At 63.8% G+C, this 19,196-nt stretch carries 16 protein-coding genes; 5 read left to right on the forward strand and 11 right to left on the reverse strand.

The window, feature by feature from the left end; genetic code table 11:
- Positions 1 to 1,392: Ig-like domain-containing protein (locus EOA23_RS02020; RefSeq protein WP_210212464.1), on the reverse strand; the 1,392-nt coding region annotated here is incomplete at its 3' end.
- Between the two features lie 350 nt (positions 1,393 to 1,742).
- Here EOA23_RS02020 and EOA23_RS02025 point away from each other — a divergent pair.
- Entirely contained in the window at positions 1,743 to 2,666 is a 924-nt protein-coding gene (locus tag EOA23_RS02025; RefSeq protein WP_348628542.1) for a transglutaminase-like cysteine peptidase, read from the forward strand.
- A 70-nt stretch (positions 2,667 to 2,736) separates the two neighbouring features.
- Here EOA23_RS02025 and EOA23_RS02030 read toward each other — a convergent pair whose 3' ends face one another.
- From EOA23_RS02030 to EOA23_RS02045, 4 genes are read right to left on the reverse strand one after another with little or no spacing between them, the layout of a single operon-like run.
- Positions 2,737 to 3,378, reverse strand: coding sequence for a ribbon-helix-helix domain-containing protein (locus EOA23_RS02030; RefSeq protein ID WP_189341470.1), 642 nt, complete (start codon positions 3,376 to 3,378; stop codon positions 2,737 to 2,739).
- A complete protein-coding gene (locus tag EOA23_RS02035; RefSeq protein WP_126062537.1) occupies positions 3,368 to 4,657 on the reverse strand; it encodes an HlyD family type I secretion periplasmic adaptor subunit in 1,290 nt (429 codons plus the stop codon). Before EOA23_RS02035 ends, EOA23_RS02030 begins: the two co-directional genes overlap by 11 nt.
- A gap of 13 nt (positions 4,658 to 4,670) precedes the next feature.
- Positions 4,671 to 6,803 carry a type I secretion system permease/ATPase gene (locus EOA23_RS02040; RefSeq protein ID WP_126062536.1) on the reverse strand — a complete coding sequence of 711 codons (2,133 nt, stop codon included), beginning with the start codon at positions 6,801 to 6,803 and terminating at the stop codon, positions 4,671 to 4,673.
- Between the two features lie 39 nt (positions 6,804 to 6,842).
- Positions 6,843 to 8,291, reverse strand: a complete 1,449-nt coding sequence (locus EOA23_RS02045; protein WP_126062535.1) for a TolC family outer membrane protein — start codon at positions 8,289 to 8,291, stop codon at positions 6,843 to 6,845.
- Between the two features lie 411 nt (positions 8,292 to 8,702).
- On the opposite strand from EOA23_RS02045, the gene EOA23_RS02050 reads away from it, so the two are divergent.
- The gene (locus EOA23_RS02050) at positions 8,703 to 10,067 is read left to right on the forward strand and encodes an NAD(P)H-dependent oxidoreductase (RefSeq protein ID WP_127302713.1); all 1,365 of its coding nucleotides are present in this window, start codon (positions 8,703 to 8,705) and stop codon (positions 10,065 to 10,067) included.
- A gap of 70 nt (positions 10,068 to 10,137) precedes the next feature.
- Here EOA23_RS02050 and EOA23_RS02055 read toward each other — a convergent pair whose 3' ends face one another.
- The 6 genes from EOA23_RS02055 to EOA23_RS02080 all read right to left on the reverse strand — a co-directional run bounded on the left by EOA23_RS02055 (position 10,138) and on the right by EOA23_RS02080 (position 15,988).
- The gene (locus EOA23_RS02055; protein WP_127302714.1) at positions 10,138 to 10,425 is read right to left on the reverse strand and encodes a PTS sugar transporter subunit IIB; all 288 of its coding nucleotides are present in this window, start codon (positions 10,423 to 10,425) and stop codon (positions 10,138 to 10,140) included.
- Between the two features lie 13 nt (positions 10,426 to 10,438).
- The gene (locus EOA23_RS02060) at positions 10,439 to 10,900 is read right to left on the reverse strand and encodes a PTS sugar transporter subunit IIA (RefSeq protein WP_126062532.1); all 462 of its coding nucleotides are present in this window, start codon (positions 10,898 to 10,900) and stop codon (positions 10,439 to 10,441) included.
- Positions 10,901 to 10,981: 81 nt separating this feature from the next.
- On the reverse strand, positions 10,982 to 12,388 hold the full coding sequence (locus EOA23_RS02065; protein WP_127302715.1) for a PTS transporter subunit IIC: 1,407 nt from the start codon (positions 12,386 to 12,388) through the stop codon (positions 10,982 to 10,984).
- Between the two features lie 316 nt (positions 12,389 to 12,704).
- Positions 12,705 to 13,520 carry a pyrroline-5-carboxylate reductase gene (gene proC, locus EOA23_RS02070; RefSeq protein WP_127302716.1) on the reverse strand — a complete coding sequence of 272 codons (816 nt, stop codon included), beginning with the start codon at positions 13,518 to 13,520 and terminating at the stop codon, positions 12,705 to 12,707.
- A gap of 184 nt (positions 13,521 to 13,704) precedes the next feature.
- Positions 13,705 to 15,021: an O-antigen ligase gene (locus EOA23_RS02075; protein WP_127302717.1), complete on the reverse strand. Its 1,317-nt coding sequence runs from the start codon at positions 15,019 to 15,021 to the stop codon at positions 13,705 to 13,707.
- Positions 14,990 to 15,988, reverse strand: a complete 999-nt coding sequence (locus EOA23_RS02080) for a glycosyltransferase (protein ID WP_127302718.1) — start codon at positions 15,986 to 15,988, stop codon at positions 14,990 to 14,992. The genes EOA23_RS02075 and EOA23_RS02080 overlap by 32 nt, the downstream gene beginning before the upstream one ends.
- A 170-nt stretch (positions 15,989 to 16,158) precedes the next feature.
- Between EOA23_RS02080 and EOA23_RS02085 the strand changes: the two genes are divergently transcribed.
- From EOA23_RS02085 to EOA23_RS02095, 3 genes are read left to right on the forward strand one after another with little or no spacing between them, the layout of a single operon-like run.
- Complete coding sequence (locus tag EOA23_RS02085; RefSeq protein WP_127302719.1) at positions 16,159 to 17,328, forward strand: glycosyltransferase family 4 protein; 1,170 nt, start codon at positions 16,159 to 16,161, stop codon at positions 17,326 to 17,328.
- Complete coding sequence (locus EOA23_RS02090) at positions 17,325 to 18,119, forward strand: WecB/TagA/CpsF family glycosyltransferase (RefSeq protein ID WP_127302720.1); 795 nt, start codon at positions 17,325 to 17,327, stop codon at positions 18,117 to 18,119. Before EOA23_RS02085 ends, EOA23_RS02090 begins: the two co-directional genes overlap by 4 nt.
- Positions 18,116 to 19,036, forward strand: coding sequence for a DUF6492 family protein (locus tag EOA23_RS02095; protein ID WP_127302721.1), 921 nt, complete (start codon positions 18,116 to 18,118; stop codon positions 19,034 to 19,036). Before EOA23_RS02090 ends, EOA23_RS02095 begins: the two co-directional genes overlap by 4 nt.
- Positions 19,037 to 19,196: the final 160 nt, after the last annotated feature.

A 19,196-nucleotide genomic window follows, 5' to 3' on the forward strand; every position in this document is an offset into this window, starting at 1 on the left:
CTGCTCGCCGGCGGCCGGCGTGTAGGTGAAGGTGCCGTCATTGTTGTAGGTCACCGCTCCGGAGCCGGTCAGCGAGTTCGCCACCAGGCTCACCTTCGTCGGATCGGCGATGTTGACGCCATCGGCGCTAGGCACGTCGTTGGCGAACACGTTCACCGTCACGGCGGCATTCTCGCTCGCTTGCGTGCCACTGTCGTCATGCGCCGTCGGCACGTCGTCGACGATCTTGACCGAGAGCGTGCCCGGAAGCGAGACGTCGCCATCAGTGTCGGTGACGATCACCGTGATGTTGTCGAAGATGGAATTGGTTCCGTTGCCGTCCGGATGCTGATCGCTATGTCCCAGCGTGTAGGTATAACTCACCTGACCGGTCGCGGCATCGTAGCCGGTGATGGTCAGCGTGCCGAGCGGCGTGGTGACGTTGACATTCACGTTGGCGCTGTTGCCAAGGGCTGCGCCCGAGATCACCTGGCCGTTGATATTCACCGAGCCGATGCCGTCGGGCGAATTAATGGTGAAGGTGCCGGTGTTGTGTTCGGAGGGGTCGCCGTCGGGGCCAGGCGCCGCTTGTTCGCCCGAGCCTTCCGAGCCGGAGCTCGCCGGCAGGCCTTTTTCATAAACGATGGTATCGCCGCCGCTCGTCTCAGGGTTCAGGTCACCGATCGTCGGCGTCGAGTCGGGCAGCAACCCCGGGAACAATTCGCGATGCTCCGGCTGGCCGAACGCCAGGGCCGTCGGCGGCAGCAGCGCCGACAGGCCGAAGCCGTCGCCAATGCCGCCTGCGGGATGATCGAAATTGCCGCCGGCGCTGCCCGGAGCGCCGTTGCCGCCGGCCGAGATCGAGCCGTCGGGGCCGAAGGCGACATCGACATGGCTGGCCTCGAGCGCGGCGATGAGCGCGACGCGCGGCACCTCGACATCGCCGAGGATGAAGGTCGGCACGTTGAGCGCGCCGTCCTTGATGACGATCTCGGACCCGTCGGGCTGCACCAGCACCAGATTGTGTCCGTCGACCTTGATGTTGTCGATCGAGACATTGGCCGGGAGCTTCACGACATTGCCGGCTTCGGCGTGATATTCATGCGGCACGTTCGCGGCCGCGGCATTCGTCGCCGGCGCGTTTGCGGCCGGTGCGTTTCCTTGGGCGGCGTTGGAGGCTGGGGCGTTCGAGGCAGGCGCGTTCGCGTCGGCTGCCGGCTGGTTTGCGGCCGGCGCGTTGGCCGCGCCCTGCGCCGGCGCGCCGCTGCCGACATCGACCGGCACGGGCTCGCTCGCCGCCTGGCCGGTGGTCGCCTGCGCGACCTGGACACCCGTCGAGATATGGTTTTCAGCGGCGCTGCTGTGCTCGTCCCAGGAATTTGAAACGGCGTCGAATTCGATATTGGTCGTCATAGCTCAAGCCCCTCCGGCATTTCCCGGAAAGAGACATGTGGGGCCCGGACTTTGCAACAGACCTTCCATCTATTTCATATAACCCAATATGTAGAGAATCGCATTTTTTACACTTGGTAAATTGCGATGATATATCCAGTTATGCATGATCCTAAGCGGCGCGGGATAGGCCGCGGCGCGCGGCGCTGGTTTGGTAAATGAAAGTATAAATTTGAATAAAATTTGACGAAAAATAGAATAGCGTGATTCGCCGAAACTTACCCACCTTCATTTCCGATAATTTGAGACAAGATTGGTAGCGTCAACAGTCAAAGGTGGGCGTTATGAAAATACAAAAAGCAGCCCCGGGAATGACGGGGATCAAGGTACTCTTGCTGGCTGCCGGCCTTGCCGGCTTCGCAAATCCATCATCCGCCAGCGCGAATTCGGGTCCGGAACCGGCCCTGCAAAAGGTGGTTGCGCCGGCAAGCGTCGGCGGCGTTCCGCTGGCCCAGCCGCAGCCCTGGCAGCCAGCCGCCGCATACCGCATCGCGGACATTTCGGCTGGCTACGCGCCGGCGGCCGAGGTTGAAGCGCTTTCCGGCGCCAAGGCCGATCCCGGGATCGACCCAATCCAGACCGCCGCGATCATCCCCGGCGTTTTCGGCTCCGTCGCGTTGTCGATGCGCAACTTCCCCGTAGCGGCGCGCTGGGCTCCCGTCTACGAGGCCATTGTCGATTGCACGGCGGGCAGCGCCTGCGATCGCGAGAGCCCTGTTTTCTCCGAGATCATCGACATTGCCGCGGCCAAGGGCTTTCGCGACAAGCTGTCCTTCGTCAACTCAAGCATCAACCGCCTGATCACCTATCGCAAGGACAGCGTCGTCTACGGCAAGCTCGACTATTGGGCAAAGCCTTCGGAAATCCTCGAGCATCGCGCCGGCGATTGCGAGGACTTCGCCATACTCAAGATGGCGGCGCTGCTCAGGGCCGGCATTCCGGCGCAGAGCATGTCGCTGGTGGTGCTCCAGGATCGCCGCCGCAAGTTCTTCCATGCCGTGCTGTCGGTCAGCACGGCAAGCGGCGCCTTCATCCTCGACAGCCTGGGCAACGCGGTCCTGCGCGACAGCGACCTGCCCGACTATGTTCCGCTCTATTCCTTCAGCACCGATCGCGCCTGGATCCACGGATCCAAGTCCGGCGCGCAGATCGCCGACATCGCCGGCGGCTTCGCGACGGTGGCGCCCGGCGAAGGATCGCCGGAATCGTCAGTGGCTTCGGATATGAGGCAGTAGACTGGGGCGGGTCGCCTTTTCGCGACACGCAGAAGCACAGGAAATCGCTGCGCGTTCTTCCTGAGGTACGCTACCCGTTGAACACAAAGGCCATCAGAAGTTCCGGCTCGGCGACGGGCGCGCGCACGGCGCTGAGCTGGCCACGATAGCGCCGCTCGCCGGCGCCGATGACGAAGCCGCTGGTGACAGGCGTTTCGCCATTGGCGTCGAGCCTGGCGAAGATATCGGTGACGTTGAGATCGAGCGCCAGCTTCAAATCCTGCCGCCCATCCTCTCCGGGCGCGCTCGGCAACTGCCGCCTGACCAGTTGCTGGAACGGCGTGTTGAAGGCCAGGATTTTCTTTGACGACGACAGCGCGAAGGCGGGCGAGGGGCAGGCGACCAGGATCGCGTTGATCGTGCGGATCGAGGCGAGCTTGCGCAGTTCCATGCTTTCCTCGGCGAGGCCGCGCATGCAGGCGACCCGGATCGCCGAGGTGAGGTTGCCCTGGTCGGGATGGTGCTCGGCGATCTCCTCGACCAGCATGCCGATCGTGCATTTGCGGCTTTCCGCCATGTGCTTCAGCGACACCCAGAAGGCGCGCTCGAGCCGGATGCCGCGACGTACGCCGCCGCGCGCCACGACGCGGAATTCCGGGCCGAAATCCTCGGCCGCGAGCGCCGGCAGCAGCCGTTCGCGCGGAGTCTCCGGGCGCATGGCGCTATCGTTCACTCATCGCCTCCTGACGCGCCTTGTTGATCGGCTTCAAGAGATAGTTGAGGATCGTCTTGCGTCCGGTCTTGATGTCGACCGAGCAGATCATGCCGGGGATGATCGAATAGGTCTTGCCGTTCCTTGTCAGCGTCGACTTCTCGGTGGCGACGCGCACCTGATAATAGGGCTCGCCGGTCTTCTGGTCGACGAGACTGTCGGCGGTGATGTTGGAGACCTTGCCCTCGATGCCGCCGAAGATCGAGAAATCATAGGCCGTGACCTTGATCAGCGCCTCCTGGTTCGGCTGGATGAAGGCGACGTCGCGCGGCGAAACCCGGGCCTCAACCAGCAGCGTCTCGGATGTCGGCACGATGCCGGCCACGACCGCGCCCGGCTGCACGAAGGCGCCGAGCGTGTTGACGTCGAGCGTGTTGACGATGCCGTCGACCGGCGAACGTATATCGGTGCGCGCGACCTTGTCGGTGGCGCCGCGGATGGTTTCGTCGACGACGGAAAGGTCGGCCAGCGCCTGCGTCAGGTCGCTCAGCGCCTCCTGCTGCAATTGCAGGCCGAGCTCGTTCACCTGAAGCTGCGCTTCGGTGATTGCCGCCTGGGTCTTCTTGATGGTCTCTCCGGCGAGTGCCAGCTGTCCGTGCAGGTCGGTCTGCTCACGCTCGACGCGGATCTGCTCGGTCCTGGCCATCAGGCCCTTCTTGACCATGGGTTCCACCAGCGCCGCTTCCTGGTCGGTCACGGCCAGGCTCTTGGCCAGGCGGTCGGAATTGGCATTGGCCTCGTCCAGCTCCTTCTCGCGCTGGTCGAGGCGCGATTTGAGAACCGACAGCTTGACCTCGAAATTGTCGCGGCGCGCGACGAGCAGCTTTTGCTCGTTGTCGCAGATTTCCGGCGCGACCGTCTGGATTTCCGTTGGGCAGGGGAAGGCCCCTTCGACATTGCCGCTCTGCTCGAACTGCAGCCGCGCGATGCGTGCCTGCAGTGCTCGCGCCTTGGCCTTCTCCTCGCCCAGGCTCGACGTGTTGCCCGAATTGTCGAGACGGATGATGAGGTCGTTCTTCTTGACGGTCTGGCCGATCTGGACGGCGATCTCCTGCACGACGCCGGGTTCGCTGGCCTGGATGACCTGCGTCTTCGAGGCGGGTATCACCTTGCCTTCGCCGCGCGCGATCTCGTCCACCTCGGCAAATGATGCCCAGCCCGTGAAGCACACGAACAGGGCGCCGACGATGTAGACGGACGCCGAGGCGAAAAGAGGTGGCCGGTCTTTCCTTGCAAGCATGTCTGCGTTCCGGTCAGGCGCTGCCTTTCTGCAGTGCCTGGATGACTTGTTCCTTTGGCCCGTCGGCGACGACGCGGCCTTGCTCAATGACGATGAGGCGGTCGGCAAGTTCCAGCATGCTGTATCGATGGGTCGATACGATCAGCGTCGTGTTGCGGTCGAACGCCACCTTGAGCTGCTTGATCAACTGCCGTTCCGAGGCGAGGTCCATAGAACCCGACGGCTCGTCGAGGAAGACGATCTTCGGCTTCGTCAAGAGCAGCCGGGCGATTGCCACCGATTGTCTTTGCCCGCCCGAGAGATTGGTGCCGCGCTCGCCGACATTCATGTCGTAGCCGCGCGGATGCCGCGAGACGAAGTCGTCGACGCCCGCGGCCTTCGCCGCGTCGATGATCTCCTCGTCGGTCGCTTCCGGCGCCGCCATCAGGAGGTTCTCCTTGATGGTTCCCGAAAACAGATCCCCGGCCTGCGCGACGATGCCGACCGCGGCGCGCACCTCCGACGGGTGGTATTGGCGGATGTCGATGCCGTCGATGAGCAGCTCTCCCGAAGTCGGCAGGAAAAGCCGGCCGATCAGCCGGCCCATCGTGGTCTTGCCGGAACCGATGCGGCCGATGATGCCCACCCGCTCGCCGGGCCGGACCGTGATGTTGAGCCCGCTCAGAACCTCGTTTTCCGTGCCGGGATAGGCGAAACCGACATTCCTGAAGACGAGCGCGCCGCTGCGGATCGGCCGGTTGACGAAACCGACCGTGTCGGGGCGGTCCTCCGGCTGCGACATGATCGTGTTGATGATTCTGAGCGACAGCATGGCCTGCCGGAAACGCGCAAGCGTGATCGCGATCTGGCCGAGCGGCGCCACGGCGCGGCCGGCGAGCATCACCGTGCCGATGATGGCGCCCGTCGAGACCTGTCCTTCCGAGAAGGCATAGGCGCCGGCCACAACCAGGGCAACCGTCACGAATTGCTGGATGGCGCCGGTGATGTTGCCCGCCGCCGCTGAGAGCTCCTTGATCTTCTCCGAGGTGTTGGCCGCGTTCTTCGAGTGCTCGCCCCATTTGCGCAGCAGGTAGGCCTCGGCGCGCAGCGACTTGATCGTCTCCAGCGTGGAAATGGATTCGACCAGCAGGGCCTGGCGCTGCGATGCCTCGTTCATCGAGGCCGCGACCCGCTTGCCGATCCGCCGCTGCGTTATCAGCCCGACGATGACGGAGATGACGAAGGCCAGCGCCGGTATGATCACCAACCAGCCGCCGATGGCATAGATCACAGCCAGGAAGACGAACACGAACATCGTGTCGATGAAGACGCTGATGGTGTTCGAGGTGAAGAACTCGCGCACGAACTCGTATTGCGTGACACGGTTTGCATATTCACCGGTCGATCCGGGCCGAGCCGAAAGCGAGGAATTCAGCACCTTTTCGAACAGCAGATAGGATATCCGCAGATCCGCTTTGCGTCCGGCATAGTCGATCAGCGACGCCCTGGCCGTCTTGAGCAGCAGGTCGAACAGGATGGCCGCGCCGATGCCGAGCGCCAGAACCCAAAGCGTGGAGATCGCCTTGTTCGGCAGGATGCGGTCGTAGACATTCATGGTGAAGATCGGCGAGGCGATCGCCAAGAGATTGATGAAAACCGCCGACAGCACCACCTTGGAATAGGTGCGCCAGAACGCCCCCATCGTGCCGGTCAGCCAGTGGCGCCTCTCGATCCGCGCGGCTGTGCCGACGGTCATCTCTTCAGCCGTGTTGGCATAGGTGATCGAAAAGGACGTGCCGCCGCTGATGTAGTTCTCGGCGAGTTCCGCCCTGTCGATCGTGGTGCGGCCGTTTTCCTGGGGCGCCGTCAGATATTGCCCGCCGTCCATTTCCGCCAGGAGCGCGACCGGCAACTGGCTGACGCGGAAGACGATGGCCGGGAGATCGAAGCGGCCGCGTAGGAAATCGCGATGGCTGAAATCCTGGACCTCCAGTCCGATGCGCTCGGCCAGGTGGCGGATTTCATCCGGCTCGATGCGCGTCTCCGAAATCGGCACGCCGGCAAACAGAACCGTTTCCGCGCTCGGCCTGCCGAGATAGGCCGCAACAGCGCAGAAGCAGGCTTTGAAGGCCTCCTTGGGCGACAAGATATGAGGTTGCTGGTTCACGACCCGCCCCGAAGGAACAGAGATCGATGCTTACATCGGCTACTTTTTCCTGACCGGCGCGAGGATGTCGAACGGCAGATCGTTCTTCTGCTCCGACGGCGTGCGCGCATAAGTCTCGGTATCGGCCGTGGCCGGCACACCGAATTCCTCACGAGCGTAGGCCGCGGACTGCTTGGCCGGCTGGATGTTGAGCGTCTTCAGCAATTCCCCGGTTGCGGCCAGCAGCCGGTATTCCGCGAACAGCGACGCGTAGGACGACGTGTCGGCCAGTGTCGCGGTGTTGAAGCGCGTGTTCTGGGCATCGAGCACATCGAGCAGCGAGCGCTGCCCGACCTTGAATTGCTCGCGGTAGGAAGCGACGAGCTTTTCGTTGGTGGCCGCCTGCTGCCGCAGCGTCTTTGCGAGATCCGCCTGGCGGAAGCGGCGATCCCAAGAGGTGCGGACGGCTTCCTCGATCTCGCGCAGCACCTGGTGCAGCGCAAGACGCTGCTCGCTGGTGCGGCGGATCTGTTCCTGCTCGTTGGCCTTGTCGATGCCGCCGCGGTATAGGTTCCAGCGCAGCACCACCCGAGCCTGCAGGTCGCTGGTGTCGCCATTATCGCCATCGATATCATACCCGCCGCGGGCAACACCCTCGGCGGAGATCGTCGGACCGTATTTTGCCCGCGCCGCATCGACCAGCGAGGCCGCGGCGTCGATATCGCTGTTGGCCATGTGGACACGAGGATTGTTCTGCCTGGCAAGCCCGATCGCGTCATCCAGCGACCGCGGCAGGGCGGCCGAGACATCGGCCGGCCGGGATGGGCTGGTCAGCGGCTTGCCGACATTCTTGAAGAAGCGGATCTTGGCCGCCTCGAGTTCTTCGGTTGCCTCCTGCATCCGTGCCTTGGCGGCAAAAAGGCGTTCCTCGGCCTGCTGCCGGTCGGCATCGTTGAGCGCGCCGCCCGCGATGCCCTGCTTGATGTCGCTGAGAATGGACTGATGGAAGCCAAGGTTTTTCTTGGCCTCGGCCACGATCGAAGCCTGCAGCATATATTCCAGATAATCCTGGACGACCGCTAGCCCGATGAACTCGGACCGCTCCAGAACCCGGAAGGAAGCTCCGTCGACCCGCGAGGCCTGGCGGTTCAGCTCCGCCCGCCTTGCGCCGCTGTCGTAAAGCGTCTGCGAGACGGTGAGATCGGCCTCGTTCGGATAGAGGGCTTTGTGATCCTCGTCGAGCGCGCGCCGTGTGTCATTGTCCAAGCGGCGAACGCCTGTCGACGCTTCCAGATCGACGCTCGGAAGATAAAGGCCTTTCGCCTGGCGCAGCTCGAATTCGATCGCTTCGCGGTTTTCGATCGCCTGGCCAATCTCCGGATTGGATTCCACTGCGACGGCAACGGCTTCTTTGAGTGTGAGTGCGCTGGCGCTACCGCAAGCTAGCATCGACACCGTAATGGCAAGCGCAAACCGCCAGCCGACGGTCACTTTACCCGTCCTGGTCATTTCTACCCCGTGATTATCCCCGCGCCATTTATTTTTATTGGCGCTTATTGCCCAAGCCTGCCACCAAAGCTAGCGGGCAGTATCTATCAGATTTTTCCAGGATGTGAGTGCATATTGGGTTAGGCACCCTTCAAAAGTGCGATTCCGGGCATTAGGGCCAAAGCCTGTAGCAAAAATGGCACAGAAATCGGGAGCGCTGCGGCCGGGAATTTTCGATTCAAGGCAGGCCGCAATGGTTAATGGCCTAAAACAAATGGCGAATCGTGCGGCCGCTAGATACGAACTCTCGGGAAATCTGCTCCAGCTTTGCAAAGCATACGCAAGAAATCGCCATGTCGGGCTGGTTTGATTGGCAAACGTGGATCGTTCCCTGTATTGCGAGCCGGATCAAAAAGCAGTGGATCTTCTTGCATGACCAATGTCGCCCTGACCGGGCTTGCCCGTGATCTTGCCCGCCGCGCCGCCGAGGGCAGGCCGGTGCGCGTCGGTGTCATCGGCTCCGGCGAGATGGGGACCGATCTGGTGACGCAGGGCATGCTGATGCCGGGCATTTCGATCGCCGCCATTTCCACGCGGCGCCCGCATACCGCCCGCGAGGCGATCCGCATCGCCTATGGCGACGAGGCGATGGCCGCCGAAGCCGAAACCGCCTCCAAGGTCACCCGGGCGATCGAAGACGGCCGCATCGCCATCACCTCGAACGAGATGCTGGTCACCAATCCGCTGATCGACGTGATCATCGACGCCACCGGCAAACCGGGCGTCGCAGCCGATTTCGATCTGATGGCCATGGAACATGGCAAGCATCTGGTGATGATGAATGTCGAGGCCGACGTGACCATCGGCTGTTACCTGAAGCAGCAGGCCGACCGGCTGGGAGTGGTCTACTCCGTCGGCGCCGGCGACGAGCCGTCAAGCTGCATGGAACTGATCGAATTCGCCTCGGCGCTTGGGTTAAGCATCGTCGCGGCCGGCAAGGGCAAGAACAATCCGCTCAACCATGACGCCGTTCCGGACGACTACCGGGAAGAGGCCGCACGCCGGAACATGAACCCGCGCATGCTGGTCGAGTTTGTCGACGGCTCGAAGACCATGGTCGAGATGTGCGCCATCGCCAACGCCACCGGTCTGGTGCCGGATGTCCCGGGCATGCATGGCCCCAGGGCCGATCGCGATCAACTGGCCAAGGTGCTGATCCCGAAAGAGGATGGCGGTCTCCTGTCGAGGAAGGGCGTCGTCGACTACACGATCGGCAAGGGCGTGGCGCCCGGCGTCTTCGTCATCGTCGAGGCGATGCATCCCCGCGTCGTCGAGCGCATGGACGATCTCCATGTCGGCAAGGGCCCTTATTATGGCCTGTTCCGGCCCTATCACCTGACTTCTCTGGAGGTTCCGCTGACCGCCGCCCGTATCATGCTTCATGGCAAGCCCGACATGGTGCCGCTGCCGAGGCCGGTGGCGGAGGTCTGCGCGGTCGCCAAGCGCGACCTTGCCGCGGGGGAGTCCTTCGATGCCATCGGCGAGACCTGCTACCGCTCCTGGACCATGACCGTTGGCGATGCCCGGGCAAGCCGCGCCGTGCCGGTCGGCTTGCTCGAAGGCGGCAAGGTGCTGAAGCCGGTGAAGAAGGGCGAGTTGTTGACCGAGGACAATGCCGCGCCGGACTGGACAACGAGGCTCTACGCCCTGCGCCGGCTGCAGGACGACATGCTCTACGGAGCGAAGATCGCTTCGCCGGCCCTGTCAGGCGGAACCGGCTCTATCTCTTTGTTTTGACGCAATTCGCGGACGGAAGGTTACGGCGAAGGCGCCGAACTTAACCGCTCACACTTTTCCTGGAATTGCTCTATTTGCGCAGCTCCGCCTCAATCTCGTCCAGCGCCTTGTCCTTGCCGATACCAGTGAGGAAGGGGAGCCCCTTGATCACCGGCTTTTTCACGGATGCCGAGATCGGTGTGGTGGCAACGATGAAATCGACATTGTCGGCCAGTCCAGGCACTTCCGTTGCCTTGGCCTGCTGCGCATGAAAGGTGAGGCCGCGCTTCTTCATCGCTTCGGTCACCGCTGCATTGACCGCCGTCGAGGTCGCGATGCCCGTGCCGCAGGCAAAAAGAATGGTTTTCTGTCTGGACATGTTCTTTCCTTTGTCAGCCGAGAATGGCGCGGACGTCGTCGAAGGTCCTGGCCGTCCTCAAGCCATCCAGCGCCGCGGGATTCTGGATGGTGGCCATGACGGTCTGCAGCGTGTCAATCTGTTTGTCCTTGTCATTGATGGCAAGCAGGAAGACGAGGCCCACCGGCAGCTTCTCGTCGGGATCTTCCATATTGGCGAAGGTGACGGGCCGCTTGAGCGTGCCCATCGCGACACCCGGCTTCAGCACATGTTCGGGGTCGGTATGCGGAACCGCGACATTGTCGGCGCGCTCCAGCGGCAGACCTGTCGGGATCGTCATCTCACGCCGCACGACAGCGTCGGCGTAGCTGCTCTTGACGTAGCCCAACGCCTCCAGCCTGGAGGCCAGGATGCGGATGATCTCCTCATTGGTCGAGGCGTCGGAGCCGAGGACGACTGCCTCGGGGTCCAGGAGTTGGATAAGGCCGTTCGACAAGGGTTACTCCATTGATGCGGACCGTGCACCCGCCGTGTCGCTCGGGCGCACGGGCCATTGTCAGTTCAGGATGGGGCCGGCTCAGGCGGTGCCTTCGGCCGGCTCGTCCTCGGCGCCTGCCGCGCGCTCCCAGCCGAGCGGATTGCGGCGGTAGAACAGGAACAGCGCCGCGATGACCACCGCGATGACGACGATGCCGATCACGCCGAGCCCCTGGATCGCTTCGATGATCACATAGGGAACCCAGAGGAAGCCGTCGACCACCGAGGTGATCTGCAGCGCATCCGCCGGCAGCTTGAAACCGGACGCGACGGCAGCGCTTGTGAAAAGCGGCGCCAGCGCGTTGGCGACGTAGAAGCCGACGGCGAGCGTCACCGTGCCGATGACCACCATGCGGAAGACATTGCCCCTGACCAGCGGCGCGGTCATCGCGACGATGAAGGGGATGACGGCAAGGTCGGCGAACAGGATGACGCGGTTGCCGGGCAGGATGATCGACAGGATGATCGCGATCGGCACCAGGATCAGCGACGACGAGATCGCGGCGGGGTGACCGATCAGGATAGCGGAGTCGAGCCCGACCAGCAGCTCGCGGTCGCCGGTGCGCTTGCGCACGAATTCCTGCGCCGCGTCCGAAACCGGGAGCAGGCCTTCCATCAGGATCTTCACCATGCGCGGCAGGAGCAGCATAACCGCCGCCAGTGTCATGCCGGTGCCGAGCACCTTGGCCAGCACCGTGCCGAGATCGCCGGCGTTGTAGAAGGCGATCAGGCCGAGCACCAGGCCGATGATCAGCCCGAGTATCACCGGCTCGCCGAAGACGCCGAAGCGGCGTTCGATGGTTTCGGTGCTGATGTTGATGCGGTTGATGCCCGGAATGCGGTCCATGATCCAGTTGAGGATGATGGCGATTGGCAGGATCTGCGCCGAGGCGAGATGCGGCACCGAAATGCCGGGCACGCCGTAGAACTGCTGCACCGCGCGCGCCGACCAGTCGGCGAAGAGCAGCGCAAGCGCCGCGACAAGCGCGGCGATGATGATGCCGTAGGCCAGATTGTTGGTGGCAGCGACCACCAGGGAGCCGACAAAGGCGAAATGCCAGAAATTCCAGACGTCGACATTGAGCGTGCGTGTCATGCGCGTGAGCAGAAGCGCGATGTTGACCAGGATTCCGACCGGGATGACCCAAAGCCCGACCGACGAGCCGAAGGCGATCGCAGCGGCGGACGGCCAGCCGACATCGATGATGTCGCGATGGATGCCGGTGTTGGTGACGATCGCCTTGGCCACGTCGCCGATCGAGGTGAACATCAGGCCGAGCACGAGGTTGATGCCGATGAAGGCGACGCCGATCGTGATGGCGGCGCGGAATGCCTTGCTGACCTTGGCTCCAAGGATCACGGCGATGATGAAAATGACGATCGGCAAGAGCACAGTCGCGCCGAGCGTGTCGATGGCTGCCTTTAAGCCTGCAAGTATGGTGTCCATTCTACCTCCCCAGGGGCATCGGCTTCGGCTCGAAGCGTGAATGATGCCCGCAACTCAATGACGCCTCGGCCCTCCCGGCCAAGGCACTCCCCACTCGCCGACGAGGCAAGCACGTTCAGTCGAGTGAATGAACATTTGCCTCCGTCAGCGAACGAAAGTTTTATCTGGGTGGCCTATGACAAAGTCAATCGGCAATCCTTTGGGCCAAACCGCAAAGGCATCAATTGTCTGGGGAAATTGATCGGCCGGAACGGCAGTCGCAATCCGGCAAGCTTGATGCAGGCCAGCTGAGCTGTCCGTCGGGTCGGCTGGGAGGTTACTTCCCGAGCTCTATCGACCGCAGCCGCGCCGCTTCCACGGCTTCGGTAACGAGCTTCGTCAGGCCGTCGCCGCCCATCAGCACGGCAAGCGCGGCGGCGGTCGTGCCGTTGGGGCTGGTCACCTGCTGACGCAGCACGCCCGGCTCCTCGTCGCTTTCAGCGGCGAGCGAGGCGGCGCCGAAGACAGTCTGCATGGCGAGAAGCTTGGCGGTCTCGGCTGGCAGGCCTGCCTTCTCGGCTGCAACAGTCAGCGCCTCGATGAAGTGGAAGACATAGGCCGGGCCGGAGCCGGAGACGGCCGTCACCGCGTCCATCAGGCCCTCGTCGTCGATCGTCGTCACGACGCCGCTTGCCGAAAGCAGCTCAAGGACGAAGCGCCGGACGTCATCGGAGACCAGCGGATTGGAAAACACCACCATCATGCCCTTGCCGATCGCGGCCGGCGTGTTCGGCATGCAGCGGATGACCGGCGCGAGCTCGCCCAGGATTTCCTCGAAGGTGGCGATCGGCGTGCCGGCGGCAATGCTGAGAAAGCTGGTCCTGCCGTCGCCGAAGCGCTTGTACTGCGCGGTCACCTCGCGGATCACCTGCGGCTTTACCGCGATGACCACGAGGTCCGGCACGGCATCGGCCGGAATGGCAGCGGCGTCGGCTGAAACGCGGCAGCCGAGATGTTCGGCACGCTGGCGCAATTCCGAGTTGGGCTCGACCACGAACACCGCCGACGGCTCGAGCCTTGCGGACTTCAGCCAGCCCGAAAGCATGGCGTAACCCATATTGCCGCAACCGGCGAGAACGAGCCTGATCGTCATTCAAAATCTCCTTGGCATGGCTCTCCTTAGACGCTTGCGCGGCCAGCGAAAAGCCCAGCGTGAGGAAGATCGATCGTTCCAGGACTGACTGCAATTCCGGGGAAAGGGCGAGCGGCTTTCCGCCCGCAATCGCGCCAGGACGGAGATAGAGGGGTTCGCCGTTCCGGTGAAATGGTGAAACGCTCTATCGCGACAGGCGAACCGGGATCGGCCGTAGCGAGACTTGCCTGAGGCCAAGCACGCCGAGAACGAAGAACAGCCAGACCGGATCGCCGCGATGGAAGAAGAAGCTTTCCAGGAAGCCGTTCAGTGCCGTGAACAGCACCACCATCATGAAAAAGTCGCCGAGGAAGATGTTCTCCTTGCGCGGCGGGATGCGCATGTAATCGCGCAACGGGGCGATCAGGAAGGTGTAGACGGCGACGCACAGCGCCGGGATGCCCATCAGCACGGCGATGTCGAGATAACCGTCATGGCCATGCACGATGGTGCGGATATCCCAGGGCCGGTCGAAGGGCTGGTCCTGGTTGAGCAGCAGCGGCGTCCCCCAGAAGCTTTCGTAGCCGTAGCCGGTCCACGGCTTCTTCGCCAGCATCTCGCCGGCGAACTCCCAAAGCGTCGTACGCCCCGTATAGGTGAGATCGGGGAAATAGATCGCCGCCAGATGCTTCACCGGCGGGATGAAGACGATGCCGAGCGTGCCGACCGCGGTCGCGACGATCGCCAGCGCGAACAGGATCGGCGTGCCGAGCCGCATGCCGATGAGGCTGGGCAGCACGACGATCATGATCGAGAACGGCACCAGTCCTGCGGTCGTCTTGGAGCCGGTGTGCAGCATGAAGATCATCGCGGCGCAGAAGATGCCGGCACCCCACCAGTGGCCGCGCCGGAACAGATAGAGCCCGGCGAAACTGAAACAGGCCATCACCGGCCCGGCGATGTTTTTGTGCGTGAAGACGCCGCGCCACAGGCCGGCATGCTCCGGCTCCTGCGAGTCGGCGGTGTGCAGGGCCTCATGCGGAAAGACGATCAGCCCGATATAGGAAAGGCCGATCACCACAACGGCGGTGAAGATGATCACGCGGGCGAAGGAATCGGCGTTGCGCGGCAGCACCAGGATCGTCGCCATGGTGATGATGCCGATCATGGTGAAGGAGGCGGCGCGCATCGCTGCGGGCGGATCGGTGGCGAGCACCACCGACAGGAAGAAGAAGCCCAGCATCAGCGCCCAGGAGGGGCTGACCAGCGAGCGCACCACACGCGGATCGGCGAAGGCGAGCAGCGAGAAGATGGAGATCGCGCCGAGCGAGCCGAAACCGAGCTGGTTGACGATGTCGCCGCCTTCGCCGGTCAGTTCCGCGCCCGCCGGCTGGAAAGGCCGGAACGAGACCATGATGACGGTGAACAGGAGCGCGGCGATCGCCGTCGCCACACCTTCCCTGGTGAAGGCGGCGCCGAGCGGCGCGCGCTCAATTCTTCTCAGGCTGTCGGTACTGCTCATTGGCATATCCGAATTCGGCAAGCACTCGGCCGAGCGCGACATAGACCGGGTAGAGGCCGCTCGTCAGCGAACCGGTTCGCGCCAGCCGGATGGCACCGCGCAGCGGTGAGGCCGCGAGCAGCGCCAGGCTTTTCAGGAAAACTTTGAGGCCGGCAAGCGGCGTGCCGGCGCGCTTCTTCTTTTCGACCAGCGTCGAGATCACGCCATTGCGCAGGCTGCGGGCGCGGATCCAGTCGGCCTCGACGCGCCGGGCCGGCACGGTCTCGTTGACTTTTGCCTCGGCGCACCAGCCGAGCACGAAGCTTTTCTGCGCGGAACGGCTGAGGAAGTCGGAATCGCCGCCGCCCATGAAATTGAACCTGAGATCGAGGAAGGGCGGTCCCATTACCTTGAGCACGTTGCGCCCCACCAGCAAATTGCCGGACGAATAGAGCGCCGGCACGCGGCCGGTTTCACGATAGGGCGGCGCGAACACCGGGTGCTCGGCCCATCGGCCGTGGCTCGGGTCGGCGAAAATGGGCACCTGCGGGCCGCCGACAATGTCGGCGCGAAGCGTCTCGGCCGCCTTGCACATGCGCTCCAGCCAGTCCGGCTCGGCAATCTCGTCATCGTCGATGACAAGAAGGTACTTGAAGTTGGGAAACTGCAGGATCGCCGTCTGCCAACCGGCATTGTAGGCGCTGCAATTGCCGCGCTCATGCGCGATGATCACCAGGCCAGGCATCTCGCCGCCTTCGAACAGCGGCAGCGCTGCCTTGGCGCCCTCGCGCGCCTCGGCCTCGTTTTCCATGACGATGACGGCGAAGCGCCGGCCGGTACGCTGCGCCTTGAGCGAAGCCAGGGTTTCCAGCACCTGCTTCGGCCGTTTGAAGGTCGGCAGCGTCACCACCGCCTCGACGGCCTCGGCGGCGAGCGCCGGCGACCGTCCCGCGATCGATACAGAAGCGTCGGACGGCAAAGGGATCATCCGTTTTTGAGCAGCGTGGGTTTGCGCCCTCGATAGCATCGCGGTGATAACGTTTCGTTAATCACCTTCTCGCCCGGCTGTCGGAAAAGCCGGGTCTTTGGCCTTTGACGGTGCCATTTAATCAAGGCTTCACCGCGTTTTGCTACCGGCTGCACCTAAGGATAGGTGAGATGCATCTGCTGTTCGCCACATCGATCGTGCCCGATGGCGCGCTCGCCTCGGGCTACGAGATTGCCAATGCCGCGATCATCGATGCGCTGCGGCGCGCCGGCGCGCGCGTGACGGTGATCGGCTTCATCTGGCCAAGCAAGACCCCGTCCGATCCGCAAAACACCATCGTGCTCGACGCCGTCGAGGTCCGCACCGAAAGCGCTTCGCCGCTGCAAAAACTTGCCTGGCTGGGCAAGGCGGTTTCCTCCGGCCTGACCTTTTCGTCGATCAAGTTGCGCGTCGTCTCTGAGGCGCAAGTCCGCGCCGCCGTCGATCGCGCCGGCCCTTTCGACGGCTATGTCCTGAATTCGGTGCAGTTTGCCGGCGCGTTCGAGAAGGTTCTCGCCGACCGGCCATTCGTCTTCGTCGCACACAATGTCGAGCATCGCTCGGCCGAGGAGAACGCCGCCGCGGCCGGCAGCGCGCTGCAGCGCTGGATGTTCCGCCGCGAGGCGAGACTCCTCAAGGTCATGGAGGAGCGCCTTTGCGGCGCCGCGCGCTTTGTCTTCACGCTGGCCGAGGAAGACCGCGCGGCACTTGTCGTCGCCTCCGACACACGCTCGGCGGTGCTGCCGCTGGTGACCCGCGCGCAGGCGCCGATAAAGGCGACGCGACATATCGATTGCGACGCCGCATTGATCGGCACCTGGACCTGGCAGCCGAACCGCATCGGGCTCGACTGGTTCCTGACCAAGGTCGTGCCGCACCTGAAGCCGGATTTCCGCATCAGGATCGCCGGCAACATGCCTTCCAGCATCAGTTCGGCGCATCCTGGCGTCTCCTTCGTCGGCAGGGTTCCGGACGCGCAGGCCTTCGTGCGCGGCGCCGCCGTTATTCCCCTGATCAGCACCGCCGGCAGCGGCGTGCAGCTGAAGACCATCGAGACCTTCGAGCTCGGCCTGCCGTCCGTCGCCACCAGCCGCTCGCTGCGCGGCATCGGCTATCGCCCCGACAATTGCGTGGTGACCGACGATCCGATCGCTTTCGCCGCCGCCCTACAGGCGGCCGCCGCCAATGTCCGCGACGTCGATGGCAGCGCCTTCCACCGCCGCCAGCTCAAGGCGCTCGACGCCGCGATCGGGCTTGGCCTGGAGAAGCTCGGCGCCGTCAGGCAGGAGGTCGCCGCATGAACATGCACACCGCGCGCGCCGCCTTCGGCTTCGATACGCTCAAGACCATCCTGGGCATTCCGGTGCTTGCCATACGCTGGGACGAGGCCATCGCCTTGCTCACCAGGCTGATCGACGAGCGCCGCTTTACCAAGGTGAGCTTCCTCAACGCACACAACGCCAATCTTGCATGCACCGACCCGGTCTTTGCCGAGGCGCTGGAAAACTTCCTCATCCTTCCCGATGGCGTCGGCGTCGACATGGCGGCAAAGCTGCTTTACGGCGCGCCTTTCCCCAGCAACCTCAACGGCACCGATTTCATTCCGGCCTTCCTGCAGGCCTCATCGCATCCGCTGACGGTGGCGCTGCTCGGCACGACGCGCGCCAATGCCGAAGCCGCATGCGCGAAGCTGTCGACGCTCGCCGTGCAGCACAATTTCGTCGTCATCCATGACGGCTTCTTCTCCGCCGCCGAAGAGCCGGCGATCCTCGAGCGCATCGTCAGGCTGCGGCCGGACGTGCTGCTCGTCGCCATGGGCGTGCCGCGCCAGGAATTGTGGATCGAGCGCCACATCGACAGCCGCCATTGCACGCTGCCGGTCGCCGTCGGCGCGCTGCTCGATTTCATGAGTGGCTCGGTGCCGCGCGCGCCGCTGTGGCTGCGCCGGCTGCGGCTGGAATGGCTGTTCCGCCTGTGGATCGAACCCGGCCGCCTGTGGCGACGCTATATCGTCGGCAACCCGCTCTTCCTGTGGCGTGTCGTCAAGCAGAAGCTGTCGCTCGGGCCGCGACCGGCGGAGGCGCGCCGGTGAACAGCCGCTTCGTGCCGGACACCGCCACCAAGATCGAACCGCTGCCGCGCGCGCTCCTGGCCGCCATCGTCACCGCCAGCTACGCGCCGGATTTCGAGCGCTGCCGGCTGTTGTGCGAAACCATCGACCGCCACGTGACGGGCATGGCGCATCACTACATCCTCACCGAGCACCGCGATGTCGCGCTGTTTCGCCAGCTGGAATCCGGCCGCCGCAGCGTCGTCGACGAGCGCGATCTCTTGCCGCGCTGGCTGCGCGCGTTCGACGATCCGCTGAGCGGCTTTCGCCGCCGCATCTGGCTGAGTTTCAGGACGCAGCCGCTGCGCGGCTGGCATGTGCAGCAGCTGCGCCGCATCGCCATTGCCGGCCACGCCGAGGAAGACGTGCTGGTCTTCTGCGATTCCGATGTCGCCTTCCTGAAACCGTTCGATACCGGCGCCTTCTGGCGTGACGGCAAGGTGCGGCTGTTCCGGCGCGACGGCGTGCTGTCGAACGATGGCCATGACGAGCATCGCATCTGGTCGCGCAATGCCGGCACAGCACTCGGCATCGATCCCGCCAATCCCTCGAGCCACGACTACATCTCGACGCTGATCGCCTGGCGCCGTGAGACGGTCAACGCAATGTGCGAGCGCATCGAGAAGGTGCATGGCCGCGAATGGGTCGGCGTCCTTGGCTCGGCGCGAAAATTCTCCGAATGCATGATCTATGGCCGCTATGTCGACGACGTGCTCGACGGTGCCGGCCATTTCCACGGTTCGGAGGAATTCTGCCGCGTCCACTGGAACGGCGCGCCGCTTTCGGATGACCAGTTCCGCGGTTTCGTCGACGCCATGGCGCCGGAACAGGTGGCGATCGGCATGCAGTCCTTCATCGGCACCGATATCTCCCGCATCCGCCGCCTGATCGGCGCTTAAACCGCGCTGAGATTCAGGTCAGGCCGAGTCGAAAATGGTGGGTTCCGAGAACCGGAGCGGAGCGTACGTAAGTACGTGTTGGGGTGGACGGCCCCCGACGGCATCACAATGTGCCAGAATGAGGTCGTTGCAGATCTCATCAAGGGAGACCGTCCGTGGA

It is taken from the genome of Mesorhizobium sp. M2A.F.Ca.ET.042.01.1.1, from assembly GCF_003997405.1.
In the GTDB taxonomy this organism is placed as follows: domain Bacteria; phylum Pseudomonadota; class Alphaproteobacteria; order Rhizobiales; family Rhizobiaceae; genus Mesorhizobium.